The sequence below is a fragment of the Streptomyces sp. R28 genome (assembly GCF_041052385.1).
GTDB lineage: Bacteria > Actinomycetota > Actinomycetes > Streptomycetales > Streptomycetaceae > Streptomyces.
This window is the reverse complement of sequence record NZ_CP163439.1, coordinates 10622354-10642885: the sequence shown is the minus strand read 5'-3', so window position 1 is coordinate 10642885 and position 20532 is coordinate 10622354. Positions and strand designations below refer to the sequence as shown.

General features: G+C 69.6%; 17 protein-coding genes and 5 pseudogenes. 9 read left to right on the top strand and 13 right to left on the bottom strand.

Annotation, left to right across the window (positions count from 1 at the left end; genetic code table 11):
• Positions 1–298: 298 nt before the first annotated feature.
• Positions 299–526, bottom strand: coding sequence for a hypothetical protein (locus tag AB5J49_RS46510; RefSeq protein WP_369174902.1), 228 nt, complete (start codon positions 524–526; stop codon positions 299–301).
• A 104-nt stretch (positions 527–630) separates the two neighbouring features.
• Between AB5J49_RS46510 and AB5J49_RS46505 the strand changes: the two are divergent.
• A pseudogene (locus AB5J49_RS46505) lies at positions 631–1687 on the top strand (transposase); the annotation flags it as partial.
• Between the two features lie 261 nt (positions 1688–1948).
• Here AB5J49_RS46505 and AB5J49_RS46500 read toward each other — a convergent pair.
• From AB5J49_RS46500 to AB5J49_RS46490, 3 genes are all read right to left on the bottom strand, one after another.
• Positions 1949–2191 (bottom strand): DUF5302 domain-containing protein, encoded by a 243-nt coding sequence (locus AB5J49_RS46500; protein ID WP_369174901.1) that lies wholly within the window; start codon positions 2189–2191, stop codon positions 1949–1951.
• 669 nt (positions 2192–2860) lie between these two features.
• Positions 2861–3274, bottom strand: a complete 414-nt coding sequence (locus AB5J49_RS46495) for a hypothetical protein (protein WP_369174900.1) — start codon at positions 3272–3274, stop codon at positions 2861–2863.
• On the bottom strand, positions 3264–3737 hold the full coding sequence (locus AB5J49_RS46490; RefSeq protein ID WP_369174899.1) for a cupredoxin domain-containing protein: 474 nt from the start codon (positions 3735–3737) through the stop codon (positions 3264–3266). The genes AB5J49_RS46495 and AB5J49_RS46490 overlap by 11 nt, the downstream gene beginning before the upstream one ends.
• A gap of 133 nt (positions 3738–3870) precedes the next feature.
• On the opposite strand from AB5J49_RS46490, the gene AB5J49_RS46485 reads away from it, so the two are divergent.
• Positions 3871–4446, top strand: coding sequence for an RNA polymerase sigma factor (locus AB5J49_RS46485; protein ID WP_369174898.1), 576 nt, complete (start codon positions 3871–3873; stop codon positions 4444–4446).
• 5 nt (positions 4447–4451) lie between these two features.
• On the top strand, positions 4452–5114 hold the full coding sequence (locus AB5J49_RS46480) for an anti-sigma factor (protein WP_369175484.1): 663 nt from the start codon (positions 4452–4454) through the stop codon (positions 5112–5114).
• 88 nt (positions 5115–5202) lie between these two features.
• Here the strand turns inward: AB5J49_RS46480 and AB5J49_RS46475 are convergent.
• The 4 genes and pseudogenes from AB5J49_RS46475 to AB5J49_RS46460 form a co-directional block, all read right to left on the bottom strand.
• Positions 5203–5318 (bottom strand): annotated as a pseudogene (locus tag AB5J49_RS46475) (IS5/IS1182 family transposase); the annotation flags it as partial.
• Between the two features lie 186 nt (positions 5319–5504).
• Positions 5505–6062, bottom strand: a complete 558-nt coding sequence (locus AB5J49_RS46470) for an XRE family transcriptional regulator (RefSeq protein WP_369174897.1) — start codon at positions 6060–6062, stop codon at positions 5505–5507.
• Positions 6063–6068: 6 nt separating this feature from the next.
• A complete protein-coding gene (locus AB5J49_RS46465; RefSeq protein ID WP_369174896.1) occupies positions 6069–8453 on the bottom strand; it encodes a helix-turn-helix domain-containing protein in 2385 nt (794 codons plus the stop codon).
• Positions 8454–8965: 512 nt separating this feature from the next.
• Entirely contained in the window at positions 8966–9523 is a 558-nt protein-coding gene (locus AB5J49_RS46460; RefSeq protein WP_369174895.1) for a DUF3291 domain-containing protein, read from the bottom strand.
• A 1176-nt stretch (positions 9524–10699) separates the two neighbouring features.
• Between AB5J49_RS46460 and AB5J49_RS46455 the strand changes: the two genes are divergently transcribed.
• The 3 genes and pseudogenes from AB5J49_RS46455 to AB5J49_RS46445 all read left to right on the top strand — a co-directional run.
• Positions 10700–11500, top strand: a complete 801-nt coding sequence (locus AB5J49_RS46455; RefSeq protein ID WP_369174894.1) for an endonuclease/exonuclease/phosphatase family protein — start codon at positions 10700–10702, stop codon at positions 11498–11500.
• Between the two features lie 466 nt (positions 11501–11966).
• Positions 11967–12737, top strand: coding sequence for a hypothetical protein (locus AB5J49_RS46450; RefSeq protein ID WP_369174893.1), 771 nt, complete (start codon positions 11967–11969; stop codon positions 12735–12737).
• Positions 12734–13680, top strand: a pseudogene (locus AB5J49_RS46445) (DUF4158 domain-containing protein); the annotation flags it as partial. The gene AB5J49_RS46450 and the pseudogene AB5J49_RS46445, both read left to right, overlap by 4 nt.
• A gap of 161 nt (positions 13681–13841) precedes the next feature.
• Here the strand turns inward: AB5J49_RS46445 and AB5J49_RS46440 are convergent.
• Positions 13842–14516, bottom strand: coding sequence for an SDR family NAD(P)-dependent oxidoreductase (locus AB5J49_RS46440; RefSeq protein ID WP_369174892.1), 675 nt, complete (start codon positions 14514–14516; stop codon positions 13842–13844).
• 129 nt (positions 14517–14645) lie between these two features.
• Here AB5J49_RS46440 and AB5J49_RS46435 point away from each other — a divergent pair, with 129 nt between their 5' ends.
• Together AB5J49_RS46435 and AB5J49_RS46430 are read left to right on the top strand one after the other, a co-directional pair.
• A complete protein-coding gene (locus AB5J49_RS46435) occupies positions 14646–15359 on the top strand; it encodes a TetR/AcrR family transcriptional regulator (protein ID WP_369174891.1) in 714 nt (237 codons plus the stop codon).
• A gap of 92 nt (positions 15360–15451) precedes the next feature.
• Positions 15452–15580: pseudogene (locus AB5J49_RS46430) on the top strand (IS5/IS1182 family transposase); the annotation flags it as partial.
• Positions 15581–15692: 112 nt separating this feature from the next.
• Here AB5J49_RS46430 and AB5J49_RS46425 read toward each other — a convergent pair.
• The 3 genes from AB5J49_RS46425 to AB5J49_RS46415 all read right to left on the bottom strand — a co-directional run bounded on the left by AB5J49_RS46425 (position 15693) and on the right by AB5J49_RS46415 (position 18829).
• A complete protein-coding gene (locus AB5J49_RS46425; RefSeq protein ID WP_369174890.1) occupies positions 15693–16577 on the bottom strand; it encodes a hypothetical protein in 885 nt (294 codons plus the stop codon).
• A 65-nt stretch (positions 16578–16642) separates the two neighbouring features.
• Positions 16643–17740 (bottom strand): WD40 repeat domain-containing protein, encoded by a 1098-nt coding sequence (locus AB5J49_RS46420; protein WP_369174889.1) that lies wholly within the window; start codon positions 17738–17740, stop codon positions 16643–16645.
• A 108-nt stretch (positions 17741–17848) separates the two neighbouring features.
• Positions 17849–18829: an FAD-dependent oxidoreductase gene (locus AB5J49_RS46415; RefSeq protein WP_369174888.1), complete on the bottom strand. Its 981-nt coding sequence runs from the start codon at positions 18827–18829 to the stop codon at positions 17849–17851.
• A gap of 109 nt (positions 18830–18938) precedes the next feature.
• Here AB5J49_RS46415 and AB5J49_RS46410 point away from each other — a divergent pair, with 109 nt between their 5' ends.
• Complete coding sequence (locus tag AB5J49_RS46410; RefSeq protein ID WP_369174887.1) at positions 18939–19850, top strand: LysR family transcriptional regulator; 912 nt, start codon at positions 18939–18941, stop codon at positions 19848–19850.
• Positions 19851–20009: 159 nt separating this feature from the next.
• Here AB5J49_RS46410 and AB5J49_RS46405 read toward each other — a convergent pair.
• Positions 20010–20479: pseudogene (locus AB5J49_RS46405) on the bottom strand (IS1380 family transposase); the annotation flags it as partial.
• Positions 20480–20532: the final 53 nt, after the last annotated feature.

Genomic DNA, 20532 nt, shown 5'->3' with positions numbered 1-20532 from the left:
CTCCAGGACAAGGTCTGTTGCCCGGTCCCGGAGGAGCCCTGGAAGATCTACGTCGTCAAGGCCGACGCCGCCACCCTCGGCAACAACGTCACCGCCTTGGTCACCGGAGGCGGCGTCTGCTGCAGCAGCACAGGCTGCCACCCCGCTGTGCCCCAGCGCAGCTCTTCATCGTGTCTCCTTGCTCGATCGGTCGGCGGTGTCCGACGGAGTGCGGGTGTGGGGCACCGTGAGCCCCCGGTCGAGCCGCATAAACTGGGCAGCCTCACCGCCTCACTCAGCTTGTCGTTTAACTGCTGGCTCAGTCGTCTCTGTTGGCCGGAGGAAGCTGTTCCCTGATGAGCACTGGATCTTCAAGATTCAGCGGGGTCGCGATCGCTTCTTTGCGCATGGCTTGGCGCAGCTGCCATAGCGCGGACGCGTAGCGGGCATACGCCTCTCGGTAGGTCTCCGCCTCGGTGGTTCCACCCGATCCGATGAGGTCACGGATGGTTAGCAAGGACCGGTGAGCAACTTCTGCCGTGCTCACGACGTCTGGCGAAGCCGTGATCAGTAGTCGCTCCCTTTGCGCGAATAGGCCCGCTTCCAGCAGTGCGTCGCGGCAGGCATCCCTTCGATCTGTGCCTCTGACATTGCACGGACGGCCCGGTGCGGGGGCTGGTCGATCTCGCTCTCGCGCCCGAACACCGCCGTGGGCACGGGGCTCTGTACGGCGGGTTCAACCAAGGGCGGATTGATGTCGTACGGCTGCGTCTCGCGCTGGCCGAGGTGCCGCTGCCGAGGGCGGCGGGCGGGCGGCTCGTACTGGCTGTGGACGTCTCGCCGTGGCTTCGGCCCGACGCCAACACCAGTGCCGACCGCGCCTTCTGCCACACGTTCGGCCGGGGTGAAGGCAAGCACCAGATGGTGCCCGGCTGGCCGTACTCAGTCGTGGCCGTTGGAGACCGGCCGCACGTCCTGGACGGCGGTTTTGGACGCGGCCCGCCTGGAGCCGGGCGCCGACGCGCGCGGCGGTGACCACGGCGCAAATCCGCGAGGTCGCCGAACGGCTCGTTGCCGCCGGCCAGTGGGAGCAGCGTGACCCGGAGATCCTCGTCGTGCTGGACGCCGGATACGACGCCCCACGCATCGCCCATCTGCTGGACGGCCTGCCCGTCGAGATCCTCGGCCGGCTGCGATCCGACCGCGTGATGCGAAGGCCGGCACCGCCGCGGGTCTACGACCCCGAGGACGGTCGGCCGCCCAAGCACGGCGGCGAGTTCGTCTTCGGTGATCCCAGTACCTGGCGCACCGAACAGACGGTGACGACCGCCGACACCCGGCTGCACGGGAAGGCGACCGCGCAGGCGTGGGACCGACCGCACCCGCGGCTCACCGGCGTGCGGCCTGGCTCGACCATGACGGACCGCTGCCCACCGTCGAAGGGGGGACCATTGTCCGCCTGGTCGTGGGGAGGTTCCCCAGCGGCGGGGTGAACAAGCCGGTATGGCTGTGGTGGTCAGGCACCGGCGCCACCGAGGCGGGTGTCAACCGCCGCTGGCAGTCCTTCCTCCGCCGCTTCCACATCGAGCACACGTTCCGCCTGTTCAAGCAGAGGCTCGGCTGGACCAAACCCCGCCTTGCCAGTTCGAAGGCGGCCGACCGGTGGACCTGGCTCGTGATCGCCGCCTACTCCCAGCTCCGGCTCTCGTGGATCGGCGTGCGATGGGCAAAAGGGCGCCACGTGACTCAGCAGAGGCCGAAATTTCAGATTCGTGCACTTCGCGATGCGTCGCCGACGACGCCCAGCAGCTCACAGCGGCTTGACGGGCACCGGCCCGTCAAGCCGCTGGCGCATCGCCTGAACGGAGCCGGCCTCCCTCACCACCTGGCAGGACCCGGCGGGACATCATCGGCAGGGCGGCCGGCCCATGTCCTGCAGAGTCCCCCTCCGGCGGCGGCTGCCTTGGACTCAGCCGCCGCTCTTACGACGAAACGACCGCTGGCTCACAGCCGGGGCGTGCCCGCCGCGGACCTTCGAAGCGTCGGTGTTGGCAGCAAGGTCGGCGGCGTCCGCCTGCATACCGCGCTTGCGCGCCAGGGCCTCCCTGAACTTGCGCTTCAGGTCGTACTGGCCGTCAGCGTCGGGCGAGACGCCAGAGCTCTCGGCGTCAACCGGCTCCGAACCTTCGGGCGATGAAAACTCTGCAGTCATGGTGACCTCCTGGGTTCGGGCAGTGGAAAGCACAGCTTGTCATGCCGGGCACCGTTCAAGGCGCCCCGGCCGCAGTCCAAGCGCCGCGCACAGCGAGGCCCGCAGCTGCGACAGACCAGGCCCCACCCCGACCACCGCCCGCTGCACCGGCACCCGGCCGGGAAAAGCATGCAAAGCCAGCTCGACGGCGGCCGTCTCCCCCCAGGACCGTATCCACGTACACACAGCACATCCCGCGGGCCGCGACCGTATGCCCCACAGCCTCCACCACTGCTGCCGTACCAGCACACCCCATGCCAACGGCGGGCCCCCGGCCGGCACAGCAACAGCCGATCCAGCCCCGGCCCCGCCCACCGAAACCTCCTGAACCGTCATACGGCCCCTCCCCCAGCCCCTCCCCCCTCACACAGGAACAGCGAAAGCCACGACAGCCAGCAACCAATCGGCCAGCCACACGCACCGACCGACCATCGAGCGACCAGGCAGCCCGCCACGCCTGGTGGGAGGAGAACCGGCCGCCCGCTGGACCTCGGCCCAGTCGTTTGGATCACCCCGGCGGCGCGGGGCGCGGCACGCGCTCCCCCAGAGGAGGCACAGTCAGCCCGGTTGGCGCTCGAGTCGGCTGAAGGCCGCCACCCCTCACAGCCGGCCTGATCCAAACGACAGGGCCTAGTGTCGAGGACGGTTGCGGTGGCGGTGGCTGAAGGCCGTCACCGCCAGGGTGGTCAGGACGACCACTCCCGCCGCCTCGACGTACAGGGTCGGGCGGACCAGCTCCGCGTCGATGTACTCGTTGAATCCGAACAGGCCCGCGGTGAGGCTCAGGAACAGTGCGCCCAGCGTGCCGGCCGTGAACAGCGCGGTGACGGCGGCGACCGGGCCGAGCCCGCGCACGGGCGTGATCAGCAGCGCCAGGGCGAGCAGGATGCCGACGACGCCGTTGAGCAGGAAGAGCGGCCCGATGGTGGCGAGGTCCTGATAGCCCTCGGCCCACAGGCGCAGATGGATCGCGGCCATCGCCGCCGTCAGCCCGGCGCCGACCAGGCGCAGGACGAGCCTCGCGGCCGCTCCCTCAGTAGCCATTGCCCGGAGTGGTGTTGTTGTCGGACGGTGCCGAGGTGCCGCCGACGGTGACGTCCATCTTCATGCCGAGGTCCTTGTGTCCGTCGACCGGGCAGTAGACCTCGTACGAGCCGGACTTCAGCGTCACCGTGAGCGTCGTGGACTGACCCGGCTCGAGCGTCTTGCTGCGGTTCTCGCCGCCGGGGCCCTCGATCTCCAGCGCGTGGTCGTGCGAGCCCGTGTTCTTCGCGGTGAAGGTGTACTGGCCGGGCTGGAACTTCTCCGTCGAGAGCTTGATGCGGAAGTCGGACAGCTCCGCCGTGACCTTGGTGCCGGTGGCGTCGCTGTTGCTGGTGCTGTTGTTGGTGCTGTTGTTGTTACTGCTGCTGCCGTTACCGCCGCCTCCACAGGCGGCCAGCAGGGCGGTCAGGCCGCCGGCGGCCACGCCGAGGAGCACGCGGCGGCAGATGTGCGCGGTGGTCATGAGTCGGTCCTCCGGATCGTCCCCCCGCAAGGGGTACGACGCTGCCAGGCCGAAGGATTGCGGCCCGCGGAATCGCGCGGGCGGAGAATGGACGTAAGGCAATCCCTTCCGAGCGGCGGAACGTATCCCTGGTATGTGGCGCATGGGCCTCTCCCTCGGGCGGGTCCCCGACGAGGCACTGCTCACCGGTCTGACGACGGGCGATCCGGAGCTCGCCGTCGCGTTCGTTCGCCGTTTCCAGCGCACGGTCTTCGGCGTGGCCCTCGCTGTCCTGCGCGACCCCCAGCTCGCCGAGGACGTCGCCCAGCAGACCTTCGAGCGGGCCTGGCGGCACGCCCAGGTGTACGACCCCCGGCGCGGCTCCGTACGGTCCTGGCTGACGGCGATCGCGCACAACCTCGCGATCGACGCGCTACGGGCCCGGCGGGCGAGCCCGGTCGCCCCGGAGGATCTGGACGCGCTGGTCGGCATCGTGACCGAGACGCCCGAGCGGCGGGCGCTCGCTGACGACGCCGCGGAGCGGGTCCGGCGGGCGGTGGCGGAGCTGCCCCGGGAGCAGGCGCGGGCCCTGGTGATGGCCGGGATCTACGGGATGACGGCGCGGGAGGTCGCGGACGCGGAGGACGTGCCGCTGGGCACGGCGAAGACCCGGATCCGGACCGGGACGCTCAAGGTACGAGCCCTCCTCGAAGCGGCGGAGAAGCGGTGAGCGGCATGGAGTGCGAGCGGCTGCGGGAGCTGGACGGCGAGCTGGCGCTCGGGGTCCTGCCGGCCCGCGAGCGGGCCGAGGCGGTCGCCCATCTGGACCGCTGCCCGGACTGCCGGGAGCACGTCGAGCGGCTGACGGTCGTCGGCGACGGTCTGCTCGCGCTGCTGCCGGGTGCCGAGCCGCCGGTCGGTTTCGAGAGCCAGGTCGTACGGGCCCTGGGCGCGGCGCCCGCGCCGAAGCGGCGTAGGCATCGGCTACGACTGGCGGCGGCCGCTGTGGCCGCGGCCCTGGCCTGCGGTTTCGGCGGATGGACGATCGGCACGGTGGTCGAGGCCGCGCCACCGCCGGTCGAACAGCACACGGACGGCGGCCTACGGGAGGCAGCCTTGGTCTCCGACGGCCAGGAGGTGGGTCGTATCTACGCTCATGCCGGTGACGAGGGCTGGGTGTACATGTCCGTCGATCTGAACGGGAACGGCCGGGGCCCGGTGCGCTGTCTGCTCGTACAGGCCGACGGATCGACGGTCCCGGTGGGTTCCTTCCCGCTCAAGGACGGCTACGGAAACTGGGGCGGGCCGGCCGCGACCGACCCGACGACACTGACCGGCGCCCGCCTGATGGCCCCGGACGGAAGCGTCCTGGCCACGGCGAGCTTCCCGACGAGCTAGGCGGTTTCGTTTTCCTCAGCGGGCGGACCACGGGAAGATGCCCGCGATGTGGGGTCCGGCCAGGTAGATGGTCGCTGTCCTCTCCTATCGATCGGGTGGCGATCCCGCGCCATTGCTTGGGGCGATTGATGCACCGCACCGTTCGACGGTGTTGCGCTGCTTGTACGCCTTGCGGTCGAAGTCCGGTGGCCTGCCGCCTTCTTGGTGACAACAGGTGTGCTTTTGTGACGCCTATCGTGCTTTGGCTCATCGAGCATCCTGCACCCTGCTCAGAGCCCGCATCCCCCTTCAGCCGTAGCCGTCACGACGGAAGTACGGCCAGAACCAACGGCCAGAACCAACTGAGGCGCTCAGTCACAGTTGTCCGGGGCACGCAGGGTGTTCGGAGACCTACAGGTCGAACTCGATGTGCTCGATGTCGGTGAAGCGGACTTCCTCCAGGCTGCCGGCGCGGCGGCCGCTGTCCTGGAAGTACACGTCCTTGAGTGCTTCGGCGGCGATCTGCTGGAGCTGCTGGTCGGTGGCGCCCTGCTGCTGGGCGTCGAAGAGGCGGGCGGCGTACTGCGGCGGCAGCGCGACGGTGAGATGCCTGAGACGGCCGTCGTCGGTGGTACCGATGGGGGCGGTGTAGCCGATCCGGGCGCGGGTGTCGATGACGATGCCACCGGTGGTCGCCGCCCGCCGGCGGGCCTTCGCGCGGATCTGCGGCTGCCACCGCTTCTTCACCTCGGCCTCCAGGCGCGCGCCGAGGTCCGGGCGGGGCTTTTTGATCTGGTCCTTCACGTACCGTTCGACCGTGCGCTGGGAGATCCGCAGCATCTGAGCGACGGCCCTGGTGCCCTTGAGCTGCTTCACCAGGTACCGCATCTGCGCGCCCGCGCTCTTGGGCGCCGGGCGGGTGAACGCCTTCTGCACCGCCTGCTCCAGGCCGTCCCCGAACAGGGTCATCGGCTGCTACTCCCCATCGTCCACGTTGGTGACCTCGCCGGTCTTGATGTACCGGGCGAGGTTGAGCTCCGGTGCCTCGAACCGTTCGCGGACCTCTTCGCCCCACAGCACGCTCTGGGTGCCCTCCCACTTCACCAGGCCCGGGTTGATGCCGAGCTTGAAGCCGCCGGGCAGGGGCTTGCCGTCCCGGTAGGGCAGGAAGTCCAGCGGGCTCTCGCCGTCGACCGCGTACACGACGCAGTCGGACAGGATCGCCACCGGGTACTGCCCGGTGAACGCCGCGTGCTTGACGATCTTCCGGTGGAAGTTGATCCGCGTGCGGGAGATGACTGCCGCGCGGATGTCCGGCCGCCACGTCGGACGGGACAGTGCCCGCCACGGCTCGCCCGGCTTCCAGCCCTCGCCCCGGGGCCGCTCGCGCAGCTTGCCCAGGCCTCCCTTGACCGTCGCCTTGACCGCGTCCACGACGATCGCCAGCTGCGGGTCGCGTTGCCGCCAGCCGTCCATCGCCGCGAGGAAGTCGGCCGGCGACAGGTCGGCGTCGACGCCGAGGTCGGCCATCGTGGCCAGGTAGGCGTCACGCAGCCGGTTGTACCAGGCGTCCAGGTAGCGGCCGTTGTCGTAGCGCACCCATGCCTCGATCGGCGCGACGTCGTAGCCGAGCTCCATCGCGTACGCCACCGTCGGCGTCGCGTACCAGGCCGGGCCCTCGGGGCGCTCACCCTTCGGCGTGAACGGGCTCGGCAGCAGGCTGCCGTCCAGGTCCACCCACTTGTCCTTGGCGACCTTCACCCGGGACAGATCGACGTGGGACAGGTCGACCAGCCAGCTCCCCGGGAGCTTCGGGTCGAACACCGGCGCCTTCACATGGGTCGGCTCGCCCAGGCCGACGACCAATCCGTTGGCTCCGGCGGCGAAGGCCATGTTCACGTCGATGCCGACCAGGTTGCGGCGCATGCATTCGTCGTCGGTGAGGGGGCGCGCCCAGTCGTACGCCTCCTCGAACAGCTTCTCGCCGGGGCCGCGGACGTGGAAGCGCGGCAGGTCCTTGAGCAGCGGGTGCCCGTCGGGGGCCTCGCACGGCGCCGGGTCGACCGGATGCTCACCCAGCGAGCCCGGCGTCTTGGTCTCGGACTTCCGGAACTCGCCGGTGGCCTCGTCACGAACCGCGTGGGTCGGCGGGTGCAACGCGGTCATCAGCTCCAGCCCGGTCACGGCGGTCGAGCCGCGCGGCGTCATCACCAGGGACGCGAACACGCCCAGCAGTTGGGCCAGTTCCGCCGCCGGGAGCTGCCCGGCCTCGCCCCAGTGCCGGGAGTCCAGCGCGTGCCATGACGGGATGCACAGCTGCACGCAGGCCCGCTCCGAGCCCTGCGCCGGACGGTAGATCCGCGCCCATGGCCCGAACCCGCGCTTCGTGAGCTTCCAGTCGGCACGGGCCAGTTGCTTGATGACCTTGTGGCCCTCCGGGATCCGCCCGGCGAGGCGCTCCTCCTCGGTGAGGGCGACCGGCAGGCCGTAGCGCTCCAGCGCGGACTCGGTGAGCACGATCAGCGGGTCGGCGTCCTTGCCCGGCCCGGACAGCTTCGGCTGCCCGAGCCTGGCCTCCTTCAGCGTCCAGTCCACCAGGGACGGGAGGGACTTGGCAGGCACGTCCAGGACCAGACCGCCGACGCAGTACGCCAGCACCTGGCCGTCGTCATCGACGTCGACGACCGCGAGCGGACCGTTGACGAAGCGCGGGTCAGCGCCGGCCGGGGTGTTCGCCGGGGCGGCCTTTCGCGCGGCCGGGCGGCGCGACGTCGACGACGGCCTGGCGGTGCGCGCCGGACGCGACGCGGCCTGCGGAGCAGCGGTGTTGGCGGCGGGGCTGGACTGGATGTTCTCGGAAGCGGTCAAGGCCGCAGGCTCTGGCACCCCCGCAGACTCTGGGGCCGGGGCCGGGGCCGAGGCCGGGACCGAGGCCGGGACCGAGGCCGGGACCGAGGCCGGGACCGGGGCCGGGGCCGAGGCCGGGACCGGGGCCGGGGCCGGGACCGGGGCTGGGGCCGAGGGCACAGTCTGCGCTTCCGTCGCCGGGGCGGGCGTTGCGGCGAACGTCTCGGGCCCCGCCGTTTCCTGGACGGGAGCGGCCTCGCCGGCAGGGGCGGGGTACAGCTCCGCGAGCTTGTCGAGCAGTCGGGCGTACGCCTCGCGCTCCGGCCCCCGCGGCTCCGTCTTGGTCTTGCTGGACTCCCAGCCGCTGACGGTTGCCCGCCGCACCTTCAGTGCGGCAGCCACCTCGTCCAGAGTCAGGCCGTGTGCAGTGCGCAGTCGCTTGCGCTCCTCCGGCGGCGGCAGCGGGGAGCGGGACGCCACCAGCGCGTCGACGGCGTCGAACAGCTCGGACATGGACACCTCCGATCGCAACCCTAGCCGAAAGCGTACGGATCGCGTACCAATTGCGTACGCATGACGTACGGATGCATCAGCGGTGACGTTCCCCGCGCATGTCGGGACTTGGACCTGTCAGTCCTGCTGACATCTTGACGGCTCGACGGCTTGACGCCCCATGGGGGCATGGCCGACGCATTGGCTGCCCGCGGCGCTCTCATAGAAGTGCTCAAGCCACGCCATCTCATGAGCCGTTCGTGTCGCCAACGACCGGCAGGGACCTCGGTCTGCGCGGTCTACCGAAGGGGTCTCGGGCTCGCGAACCAGAGGCCGCGGGCGCAGTCGAGGGCGTCTTCGGGGGTGCCGGCGAAGTCACTCGTGGGCAGGATGGCGCCTGGGTACTCATCGGTGCTCGCGAAGTAGAGGGCCAAGCCCCAGGTACCGGCGGATCCGCCGTAGCGCAGAGGCATCTGTTCGCCGCCATTCAATCGAGGCGTTTGACAGCGAACCCAGTCGTTCAGGCTTCCTTGTCAGCGAGCCTGGTCGCTCTTCGGCTCAATGCCTTTGATCCTGGTCGGAGTTCCCTCAGGGGCGAACGAGTGGTGGAACGTGAAGGCGTGCGGCGTGGAGCCGTGGTCGTGGAGGTTTTCCAGCCTGGAAACCCCGTCCTGCCAGGTGGGTATCACGCCGTCGGAGACCCACCAGATCACGTAGTTTGGGTGCTCTGTCCTCTCGAACCAGTCGTAACGCCTGTTCAGCGCCTCACGGTGTAGACCGGTGTAGACGGCGTCGAAGGCGGGGCGCAGGTCGGTCCAGAGTGAGAGAGTCGCGGCCAGGGCGGTGGTTTCCACCGTACGGCCCTTGCCGTACCAAGTCGGTACGGCGAACTCTCCCCATGCACCCCAGTCGGCCTCGAAGAGCATGCCCCGGTCACCGTCTGCCGCTTCAGCACGCGCGAGGTACCCGGGGTGCTGACTGATCTTCCGGTACACGGCCTCACCTCTGTCGTAGAACTCGCGCGTGAGAGGTGCGGGATCGGCGAGAGGTGACTTCAGGACACCGAATGTGTACAGCGCAAGTTGGGGCATGCGTCTCTCCCTGGTTGGGGGTGCCTGGTGTGGACCCGTTTCGGTGGCTTACGCCTGGGGGTGAGGAGTCATGGGGCGTGATCAACTCATCCCGTCGCGGGTGGCTCAGCCTGAAGGAACTTCCGTGCGACCGTGGGCGATCGCCGAAGACCAGGTGAAGGTAGCTGCCTCTGCGGGCCATGTCGAAGTTGCGTTTTCCCTCTCCAAGTGGCCTCTTGCACCGGTCATTGCGGGGGCTGGGGCGGTGACGGGCGGGGCAGGCTGCGGAGTACCACTGCGGAGTACCAGTGATCCGCTTCGGCCGATCGGTTCGCCCGCCATGCCCGTCCGCACCCCCGTCCCATAGCCCAGAGTGCCGCCGAACGCGTGCGGTTGAAGAAGGTTGAAGAAGATGGCCTACGGCCACAAGACCGAGCACGGGCTGCGGGTGCGTGCGCAGGTGGTGCTGCACGCCGCGCATGGACGCTCCAACGCGTGCATCGCCCGGGACGGGCCTGCATTTGGACACCGTGCGCCGCTGGCGTGGCCGGTTCGCCCATGTGGGCCTGCCCGGCTCAAAGGCCGTCAACGCTGCGGCCGTCCCTCCTCATTCACACCGTTGCAGGACGTCGAGGTTAAGTCGCCGGCCTGCCGGCTGCCTGCTGAGAGTGAAGTACCGCTCTCACTCTGGTCGTGCCCGGAACTGGCCGGCGTGGCTACCCAGGTCATGAGCCAGGAACCCTACGCAGGGCCAAGCGCGTGGTCTTGGATACGGACCTCGTCGACAACGGCTCCTCCCCTCTCGGTCAGAAGGCGGCCGACGGCTCACGGCGGCGTTCCCGAACACGGTCATGGTCCACACCCCTGTGCACGCCTCCTGACTCAACCAAGTCGAGATCTACTTCTCTGCCGTCCAGCGCAAGGCCCTCTCGCCCAACGACCTCACCGACCTCACCGACCTCGCGGCCCCTGGAGCCGCGAGAAGCGAGACATAGGCCGACGGCTGGGCAAGCCGGCGCTGAGGGGTCCAAGGGCGATTACAGTCATCCGAGTGCTCGGGTTCCATGGTGAAGCCGATCGCGTCGTACTCCTGGGCCCCGTCCCATAACCTCGTGCATAGAAGCGCCAGTTGCCATATGTATCCACTTTGAGGAGGCGATAGTGCTCGGAAGGGGCACGCGGTTACTCGCGGGCGCCATGACCCTGGCCTGCATTGTGCTCGTCGGCCCCAGTGCACCAAGCGGTGCCCTCTCCGCCGGGTCACTGCCCGTCGAAGCCGTCAGGGACGTCGTACCGAACCGGGTCATGACGTGGAACCTCTGCAATCCCTGCGAGATGAGCGACGTTGACCGGGCAGCGGAGATCGCCAAGTTTGCGCCCCAGGTCATCGGCCTGCAAGAAGCGTGCATGGGTGACGTCGAGAGGATCCGGATCTATCTGGAGAGCCTTTACGGGCTCGTTTACCACGTTGAGTACGGGACGGTTCTGCGGAGTTGGGGCCGCTGCGGAGGAGTGCCGTGGAGTCCGGGAGGGTTCGGCCAGGCGGTCCTCTCGGCGGCACCGATGACAGGCCACGTCAACGTCGAATATCCCGACGGCGGATCCGAAGACCGTGGGTACATGGCGGTCACCACCACCGTGGGCGGCCAGCGCGTCCGGGTCTTCAACACGCATCTCGCCCAGCGACGTCAAGAGGCAGTCCGAGCAGACCAGACCGACGTACTCGCCGCGGCCGTCGCCCGGCACGACCGCGCGATCGTTCTCGGCGACTTCAACGCCGTGCCGGACGCCCCCGAACTCGCCCGGATGTGGGCGCTGGCCGCAGATACAGACCGCCAGTGCCGGCCCTCGCCCACCAGCACCTGCAAGCCGACCACCGACTGGCAGAGCAAGTTCGACTATGTTTTCCTGCGCGGCGTCGTCCCGCTCGATCACCAGGTGCATCCGACCGCGTACTCGGACCACCATCTGCTGAGCACCGACGTGGACCCGACTTAAGTGGGCATCGTGACTGGCTCGGCTGGTACCCCGAGTGCTTGCCGCCCGATCCCGACCTCGACGCGCTGCGGCTGGAGCTCGCGCGTCTGCGTGCCGCGCGCGGGGCCACGCCGTGCCGGCTCTCCCCGACGTGGTACTCGCGGCCTTCTACCTCGGCTTCCTCGCGGGCACCTCACTGGGACACGGCTGGAGTGCCCCGGCCGTCGCCGTGTACACGAGTCGACGTTCCGTTGTCGTGCGTCGTCCTGACCGGACCGGACGGGGAGGAGCAACGAGCACCCTTCGCGAGGTCCCGAAGCGCGGTCAGCGTATGGCGAGGGCTCACGATCCGCGGCGAGGGCAGGGGCCCCACCCGTCACCATGCCGATCGCGCCGCCCTCGCATGGCGCAAGGAGCAGACTCTCAGGATGCGCCGCGGCGCTGGCTCATGTCAGCTGGTGACCGTCGAAGCGGCCTGAGGAGCGATGTGGACGTCCTGAGTTTGAAGAACGGCAACACGACCATCGATCCGCGCCTCGACCGGGTCCCGCAGTTCGACGAGCGCAGCAGAGAGTATCCAATTCGAACGCTGGTCGCTGAGCGAGCGCCGTTGCGCTCGGCCGGGTGGGCCTGTCCGGGCTGGCTCAACCAGGGCCGTGAGGGTGCGTGCGTCGGCTTCGCCTGGTCGCATGAGCTGATCGCCAAGCCGGTGCAGGTGCCGGGTGTGAACGACAGCTTCGCCCGCGGGGTGTACCGGGAAGCGCAGCAGCTCGATGAGTGGCCTGGGGAGAACTACAGCGGTACGTCGGTGTTGGCAGGTGCCAAGGCGATCGTTGCCCGTGGATACATGGAGGAGTACCGCTGGGCGTTCGGTATCGACGACGTTCTGCGCACGCTGGGGTACTTCGGCCCGGTCGTCATCGGTATCAAGTGGTACGACTCGATGTTCGAAACGGCTCCGAACGGGCTGCTCGAGGTCTCTGAGGGTGACTTCGGTGGCCACGCGATCCTCGTCCGCGGCGTCTCGCTCAGGGCGCGCCTCGACGGACACGGCACCACGACGCCCGTAGTACGGCTACGCAATTCCTGGGGGCGTGACTGGGGTATCGACGGTGACTGCTATCTCCGCGTCACGGACCTGGAGAAGCTGTTGAACGATGGAGGAGAAGCGTGCGTCCCGGTCACGCGGAAGACCGGCCCGCTGAGGTCCCCGGAGGCGGATCCCGACCTTCTTCGTGAGGCCGGTGAGATCGACTGATCGAGGAGCCGACGCGCCCGGAGTTGGAACGCTTCTTCTTCCTGAATGACGTGGACCGCGGCCTGATTGCGCTGCGGCGTACGCAGTACCACCAACTGGGCTTCGCCTTGCAGATGTGCACGGTGCGCTGTATCGGCCCGGTTTCTGCCGGATGATCCGCTGGGTGTGCCGTGGCCGGTGGTGGAGCACCTGGCCGACCAGGTCGGAATCGAGGACGTCTCGGTCGTGAAGCGGTACACCGAGCGTCCGAAGACGGCGTACGAGCACGCGCCGGGACGCGTACGAGTACCACGAGTACGACGATCCGGAGTGGGGGCGGAAGTTCCGGACGTTCCTGCACGGGCGGGCGTGGGCGGCGCATTCGGAGGGGCCGAAGGCGCTGTTCGACCACGCGGTGGGCTGGCTGCGTAGGCACCGGGTGCTGCTGCCCGGTGTTTCGGTGCCGGCGCGGCAGGTGTCCGGAGTCCGCGAGATCGCGGACAAGGGCCTGCACACGACAGCCGCGAGAGCAGCCTGGCGGGTGGATCCGTCACTGCCCACCGACCTGGTGGCGCTGTTGGAGATGCCGGAGGGCAGGCGGTACTCGTACCTGGAGACCTTCCGGCGGCCGCCGACGAGGGCCACGGGCACGGCGATGAAGCGGGCGCTGGAGCGGGTGGACGAGATCGCCGTGTACCGGCTGGGGCGGGTGAAGCTGGACAAGCTCCCGCCGAACCGGCTTGCGGCGCTAGCCCGGTACGGCCTGGGGTCGAACGCGACGAGCCTTCAGCTGGCGAGCGAGCCGAAGCGCACCGCGATGCTGACCGCGGTGATGCGGCACCTGGAGGCCAAGGCCATCGACGACGCGCTGGAGCTGTTCGCGGTGCTGATGGCGACCAATCTGATCAGCACCGCGAAGCGGCTCACGAACAAGGACCGGCTCTCCACGCTTCCGCAGCGGGAGTAGGCGTCGCGCATCACGGCCCGTCTCGGTACAGGTGCGCGACCTGCTCGGGGGCGGCCCCGAGGGAATGCTTTCGGGGCCGCCCTCCCCGAGCCAGGTGTTGATGGCGAAGTGCGCGGCGTAGATACCGGGAGGCCAGGAGGTCGGGTGGCTGATGGGCGTCAGAGACTGAAGACGAGTTCGGCCTGGTCGCGCTTGGTGGTGTGCAGGTCCCAGTAGACCGGGGAGATCTCCTCGGGCTGGGCGGTCGGGAATCCGGGGACCGCCGGCATGCCGATCGACACGTTGATGGCGACGTGCGCGGCCTGGACACCGGTGCCGTCCAGCTCCTTGTGCAGGTTGATCACCCAGTTGCGCAGCGCCGCGGCGGCGGCGTTGACGTTGGCGATCTGCGGCACGGGGTCGACGGAACCGGCGCCGGTGGTGAACAGCAGGGTGCCCGCGCCGGCCTCACGCATGGCGGGCAGTACCGCGCGGGTGGCGGCGATGGCTCCGTAGAGCTGGAAGTCCATCTCGTGCTGCACGTCGGCCGGTTCGGTCGCGGCCGGGGTGGTCATGACGGTCTGGAGGCCGCCGACCGGCGAGTACTCCAGGACGTCGATGCCGCCGAAGTGTGCGGTCGCGTCCTTGAGTGCCTGGGTGAGCGCGGTGCGGTCGAGGATGTCGGCGGGGAACGCGGCGGCGCTGATGCCCTCGGCGGCCAGCTCACCGGCCAGAGATTCGAGCTTGGCCTGGTTGCGGGCGATCAGTGCGACGTCGTAGCCGTGAGTGCCGTAGGTGCGGGCAATGGCGAGGCCGAGCTGGGGGCCGGCGCCGACGATGGCGATGGTGGGCATGAGAGAGCCTTTCGCGGAAGTAGAGGTGGAGAGGGCTATCCGTTTCCTTTCCGGAAAGCCCTATCCGTTTCACTGTCCACCGTAACACAGGAACTGGATAAGGCATTCCGGTTTGCTAGTCTGACCGGTATGAGCCCCCGAGATGCCCACACCGACACCGACGCCGGCGCGGCCGATTCCGCAGGTCAGTCCAAGCGCAGCGACGCGGAGCGCAACCGGGGGCGGATCATCGCCGCCGCGCGCACGGTCTTCGGGCGCGACGGGCTGAACGCGTCGATGGCCTCGGTCGCGCGGGAGGCCGGGGTGGGGATCGCCACCCTCTTCCGCCACTTCCCCCGCAAGGAAGATCTCGTCGCCGCGGTCTTCGCCGACCGCATGAAGGCGTACGCACAGGCCACCACCGAGGCCCTGGCCGACCCCGACCCGTGGAACGGCTTCACCGGCTACATCCAGGACGTCTGCGCGATGCAGGCCGCCGACCGCGGCTTCGCCGACGTCCTGACCATGAGCTTCCCCGGCGTCCCGGAACTGGAGCAGCACCACGCCCGGGCGTACGAGGGCTTCCTCGAACTCATCGGCCGCGCCAAGGACAGCGGGCAACTGCGCGAGGACTTCACCAGCCGGGACCTCGTGCTGCTGCTGATGGCCAACGCCGGAGTCCTCAGCGCCACCGGCGACGCCGCCCCGGACGCCTGGCGCCGCCTGGTGGCATGGATGATCCAGTCCTTCCAGGCCCCGGCCCGCGGACAGCTGCCGGACCCGCCGGAAGACGCTGCGCTGTACGAGGCCATGCGCCGCGCCAGCCAGGGCGTCACCACCCCCGAGACCGGAAAGCGACGCTGAACCAGCGACCGGTGGGCCCGAGCGACCGCGGTGAGGCCGCCGTTGGATGCGGGCTCCGAGATCGACTGCTCGCAAACCCGTCGGTCTCGACCTTCGCGCTGCTGCACCACTTCAAACGACTCGCCGTCCGATGGGAGCGCCGCACCGAACTCCACGACGCCTTCGTCTCCCTGGCCTGCAGCCTCATCTGCTGGAGGCGCCTCAAGGAGACTCGCCCATGATTGCGTCACCGTGTGCCCCGAACCGGCCGCAGCTTCGTCGGCAGAGGGGTCCCACCCGAATGCCGGCTACCCAAGGCGCGGGCCGGTCGGTGACGGAGGGGCATGTGCCTGTCTACGTGTGGATCGCGGTGGTGAAGTACCACACCAGGAAGGCCGCCATGGTGAGCGTGACCGGCACGCCGAGCAGGAGGTGGAGCAGCAGGAGCAGGGTTCTGGCCCATGGGTGTGCCGGTCCTCTGGCGAAGTCGGGTCTGGCCGGGTCGTAGGCGATCCTCTTGGGGGGCTGCCATCCCGCCGAGCCCGTGCGCTCGAATGTGTGATCGGTGCCGCTGGTGTCGGTGAACGAGAACACCACGGTTCCCGGGTTGTTGACGTCGGAGCTGGGGTAGTGGCTCGCGTACACGGCCTCGGTGGTCACGCCGTATCGGTGCAGCAGCCACCACGTCACCGTGGCGCGCCAGGTGCCGTGGGCGATGACGCAGCCCATCGCGATCGCCAGGAAGGCGCCGATCCACAACTGGGTGAGGCGCCCGTCGCCCGCCAGCACGGCGGGCAGCAGGCCGAGGGCGAAGAGGCAGGCGAGCACGCCACAGGCCCGTGCCTGGGCCGGAGACATGATCGGCCGGAATGTCGTCGTGGATGTGAAGGGGCGCTCCTCCGCCTTCACCAGGGCCGCACCGTCGACGCACCGTTCGGTCTTGTCCCGTTGCGGGAGCGCCGCGTTGACGGCGCGTGCGAAGGCCTCCATCTCCTCGGTGTTGCGGGAGCCGATCGTGCAGAGGGTGGTTGCCGGGGCTTTGGTGGCCGTCGAGTTCAGCCGGATCGCGGCGGTGGGGCGCCTGTCTCTGGTGACATGGACGCTCTCGATCGCCTCCAGTGGGACGGCCAGTCGGATCCCCGCCCGGTCGAGCGCGACGCTGTCGCGCAACAGCTGCGCGGTCCCACCTCTGCCGCGCAACGTGGTTCCGTGCGTGGGCACCGCATCTCTGACAGCCATGATCGGGTACCTTCCGTGGTCGACCGGGTTGTTTTCCGCGGGAGTTGTGCGTGGCCGGGGCGGGGTCATCGGTTCGGCCACAGCCGTACCGTGCCGTCGAGGCCGGCGGAGGCCAGCGTCTTGCCGTCCGGGCTGAAGGCCACCGATGTCACCTTGCCGGTGTGTCCGGTGAGGGTGTCGATGGGGTAGACGTCGAGTGTGCTCGTGTCCCACAACCGCACGGTGTGGTCCTCGCTGCCGGTGGCCAGGGTGGCTCCGTCGGGGCTGAACGCCACCGTCGTCACCGGGCCGGTATGGCCGGTGGCCTCGGCGATGACGGTGCCGGTCGCCGAGCTCCACAGGCGCACGAGGTGGTCGATGCCGCCGGTGGCCGCCAGGTAGTCCATCCGGCAGAATGCGACGGGCTTGAAGCCGCGCCGGCGCGGGGTCGCGAGGGTGGCGTCCACCGTGTGCTTGTACAGGTCCCACAGCCGCACCGGGTTTTCGGTGGCATCCGCGCTGCCGGTGGCCAGGGCATGGCCGTCCGGGCTGAACGCCACCGCATTGACCTCGCCCATGCCCTGAGTCGTCAGCGTGGAGGTGACCGTGCCGGTGGTCAGGTCCCACAGGCGGGCCGCGCCGTCACGGCAGCCGGTGGCCAGGGACTTGCCGTCCGGGGCGAACGCCAGGTCCAGGGTGGGCCCGGGATGTGGCAGCGCGATGCCGCCGCGGTCCGCCAGGTTCCACAGGGACACGGAGGAGAAGCCGGTCATGGCCAGCGTCTTACCGTCCGGACTGTAGGTGACCTTGGCCAGGTCTTCGATCTGGTCGGGCCAGGGGGTGGTCACCGTACCCTTGGCCACGTCCCACAACCGCAGGGTGCTGCGGATGCCCTGGACTCCGGAGAGTCCGGCGGCCAGCGTCTTGCCGTCCGGGCTGAAGGCCACGCTGTCGGCGTGGCCGTCGGGGATCGTGAACACAGTGGTACGGGGGCCGGGGCCGTTGGCTCTCACCTCCAGCATCACGAACGGGACGGCTGCGGCACTCGCTCCGAGCGCGGCGAGCAGCAGCGTGCGGCGCCGAACCCTGGCCGGGGGCCTGACCGGCGGCCGGCCGGGGTGTGGTCCTGTCCCAGGGGCCACCGAGGCGGGAGGGACGATGTTCGAGGGTTCGACGGAATCCATCGGCGTACATCCAGTCCTGGGAAAGTGGGAGCAGAGCAGTACGAGCGGGGCATGCGGAGCAGGGGTATGTGTGGGGCCGTACGAAGGGGAGTTGCGAGCGGCGGCGGCTCAGCCCGGCCGGACGGCCCCGGTGGCAAGGGCGGCCGCGGCGTCCGCGCAGCCCCAGGCCAGGGTGACTCCGGCGCCGCCGTGGCCGTAGTTGTGCACCAGCCGTCGCACCCGGCCGGGCGGGCGAGGGTCGGTCTCCAGACGGACGCCGCCGTCCCGGCAGGGCCTTAGGCCCACCCGGTGGCCGAGGATCGCGGCGTCGGCCAGTTCCGGCAGCAGGTCGGTGCAGCGGCGCAGGATCGCGGCCGCGGTGGCCGGGGACGGCGTGGTGTCCCACTCGCCGATCTCGAAGGTGCCGCCGAGGACGACGTCCGTGCTGCGGGGGTGGACGTAGGTGTGGCCGTCGGCGTTGTCCTCGTCGCGCAGGGAGGTGTGCAGCCCCGGGTTCGCGACGAGGACCAACTGCCCCCGCGCCGGGTGTACTTCGGTGTCGCCGCACAGGGCGCGGGCGGCCAGCCCGGAGGCGTTCACCACCGCGGGAGCCCATACGCCCGCCTGTTCCAGGGCGTCGATACGACGCCGGATCAGTGTGCCGCCCGCCGCGGAGAAGGTCTGCTGGAGCCAGGGCAGGTAGTGGGACATCTCCACGGTCGGAACGGTGAACGCCCAGCCGCCGGTGAACGGGGCCCACACCTCGTCCCCGCGCAGGGTGCGCAGGTCGGGCAGGGCCGCGGCCCACCAGGGGACATCGTGACTCTCGCCGCGCAGCAGCATCCGGGTGGATCGCATGACCACGCCGGGAACCCCGTCCGCCGCCTGACGGGCGAACTCGTCGTAGGTGCGGGTGGCCCAGTCCAGTACGCGCGGCTCGAACCGAGTGCGGGTCGGATACCAGACGGCCGCGGCGACCCAGGATGTCGTCTCGCCCGGCGGCTCGGCCGTGAGCACGGCGACGCGGGCACCGGCCTGCTGCAGGCGCAGCGCGGTGGTGAGCCCGATGACCCCGGCGCCGACGACGACCGCGTCGAACCTGTCGCCCATGTCTCCCCCTTGATCGCCGAACCGTGTGCGTTCCACTGTCGGCGGCAAGTTGGCGCACTGTCCAAGACCAGTCATGGCCAGCACCATAAGAAACACTTATCGTTGAGGGATGGACTTGCGGCGGGTGCGGTACTTCCTGGTGCTGGCGGAGGAGTTGAACTTCACGCGGGCCGCGCATCGGCTGCACATCGCCCAGCCCGCCCTGAGCCAGCAGATCAAGGCACTGGAGCGGGACATCGGCGCTCCGCTGCTCGAACGCGGCAGCCGCGGCTGCCGGTTGACGGCCGTCGGCGAGGTCGTGACCCGCGAAGCCGGTGAACTGCTGGCCCACGCGGACGCGTCACACCAACGCATCCGGGCGGCCGTCAGCGGACGGCAGGGACAACTGTGCCTGGCCCTGACGCGATCGGCACGCGGCGGTCCCGTCGACGCGCTCATCGCCGCGTTCCGTACCCGCCACCCGGACGTGGATCTCGTCGTACGGACCGGGTGGACCGCACACAACATCACCGAGCTGCTCGCCGGGAGGCTGGACGCCGCCTTCGTCCGTCCCCCGCTGGACATCGCGGGGCTGGAGTGCCGGCACATCGCCCGCGAGGAACTCCTCGTGGCCGTGCCCGCCAACCATCCCCTCGCCCGCGAACGCAGAATCACCCGCAGCCACATCGCCACCGAACCCGTGATCCTCTGGCCGCGCGAGAACGCCCCCGGCATGCACGACCTGATCACCCGACAGCTATGGCCGGCCCACGGGCCGCGCATCGTGCGGGAAGAACCCGACGACGAACAACTCCTCCTCAGCGTCGCCGCCGGCACCGGCATCGCACCGGTACCCGAGGGACGTGCCCGCGCACTGCGCATACCAGGAGTCCGGCTCAAGCATGTGACCGCACCCAGGCCCACCGTGGACCTCGCCCTGGCCCACCCGCCCGCAGATGCCACACCGGCACTGCACGGACTCCTCAGCCTCGTCGGCACCTTGCCCGGGCCATCGGCTGCCGCCCCGTCAACACGTCCATGACGTGCGGCCTCGGGCCGGACGCGGGTGCCGGCCCGGCAGCCGGCACCGGCCGTGTCGGAGTCCCTGCACGCCACCATCACCGCCTTCAACCTTGCCCCGGCCGGGCAGACGCCGCGTCACCTCAATTGGTAGGCAGGCTCACTGTCTTGGGCTTTATCAATCCACGAATGCGAGGAGCGGATGATGGCCGAAGGTCTTCTTCCAGGTCGCGGTGGGGTCCTGCTTTTCGGAGTGCGCGAGCACCAGCACACCGTCGATGTCCACGATCACGCTGCCCTCGGCGGCCGGACCGTCCGCACCGGCCAACTCCCAGACCTGCCCGCGCACTTCGGCTCGCGCCGTGCGAATCGCGGTGAGCGCCTTCGGCCCTGCTGCGGCATGGCGACATCGGCCGGGCAGGCCCCGCCCAGAGCCGTCGTGAGCGCGATATCCAGCAGGACCTTGCCCCGGTCGTGCACCGTCCGCGGTTTGCGCCACGGCGCCGGCGCCGCCGATATCGCGGTGTCCAGGCCCACTTTGCGGACCGTCTCGACCAACAGCACCGCCCCGGCCTGCGACGCCTGCGAAACCACCCCGCTGCCACCGCCCTCGACACGAACACTCGGGTACAACCCGATACGTCTGCTCAACTGGAGAGTGCTTCCTTCCATGCAGCCGACAGGAACCTAGACAAGTCCCATCG

Coding starts and splice junctions, on each gene's coding strand:
- AB5J49_RS46465 (WP_369174896.1), bottom strand. CDS start 8,453: ATGTCCGAGCTGTTCGACGCCGTCGACGCGCTGGTGGCGTCCCGCTCC.
- AB5J49_RS46460 (WP_369174895.1), bottom strand. CDS start 9,523: ATGCCCCAACTTGCGCTGTACACATTCGGTGTCCTGAAGTCACCTCTC.
- AB5J49_RS46490 (WP_369174899.1), bottom strand. CDS start 3,737: ATGACCACCGCGCACATCTGCCGCCGCGTGCTCCTCGGCGTGGCCGCC.
- AB5J49_RS46500 (WP_369174901.1), bottom strand. CDS start 2,191: ATGACTGCAGAGTTTTCATCGCCCGAAGGTTCGGAGCCGGTTGACGCC.
- AB5J49_RS46470 (WP_369174897.1), bottom strand. CDS start 6,062: ATGACCCTGTTCGGGGACGGCCTGGAGCAGGCGGTGCAGAAGGCGTTC.
- AB5J49_RS46455 (WP_369174894.1), top strand. CDS start 10,700: ATGACCCTGGCCTGCATTGTGCTCGTCGGCCCCAGTGCACCAAGCGGT.
- AB5J49_RS46425 (WP_369174890.1), bottom strand. CDS start 16,577: ATGGCTGTCAGAGATGCGGTGCCCACGCACGGAACCACGTTGCGCGGC.
- AB5J49_RS46495 (WP_369174900.1), bottom strand. CDS start 3,274: ATGGCTACTGAGGGAGCGGCCGCGAGGCTCGTCCTGCGCCTGGTCGGC.
- AB5J49_RS46435 (WP_369174891.1), top strand. CDS start 14,646: ATGAGCCCCCGAGATGCCCACACCGACACCGACGCCGGCGCGGCCGAT.
- AB5J49_RS46420 (WP_369174889.1), bottom strand. CDS start 17,740: ATGGATTCCGTCGAACCCTCGAACATCGTCCCTCCCGCCTCGGTGGCC.
- AB5J49_RS46410 (WP_369174887.1), top strand. CDS start 18,939: ATGGACTTGCGGCGGGTGCGGTACTTCCTGGTGCTGGCGGAGGAGTTG.
- AB5J49_RS46480 (WP_369175484.1), top strand. CDS start 4,452: ATGGAGTGCGAGCGGCTGCGGGAGCTGGACGGCGAGCTGGCGCTCGGG.
- AB5J49_RS46440 (WP_369174892.1), bottom strand. CDS start 14,516: ATGCCCACCATCGCCATCGTCGGCGCCGGCCCCCAGCTCGGCCTCGCC.
- AB5J49_RS46485 (WP_369174898.1), top strand. CDS start 3,871: ATGTGGCGCATGGGCCTCTCCCTCGGGCGGGTCCCCGACGAGGCACTG.
- AB5J49_RS46415 (WP_369174888.1), bottom strand. CDS start 18,829: ATGGGCGACAGGTTCGACGCGGTCGTCGTCGGCGCCGGGGTCATCGGG.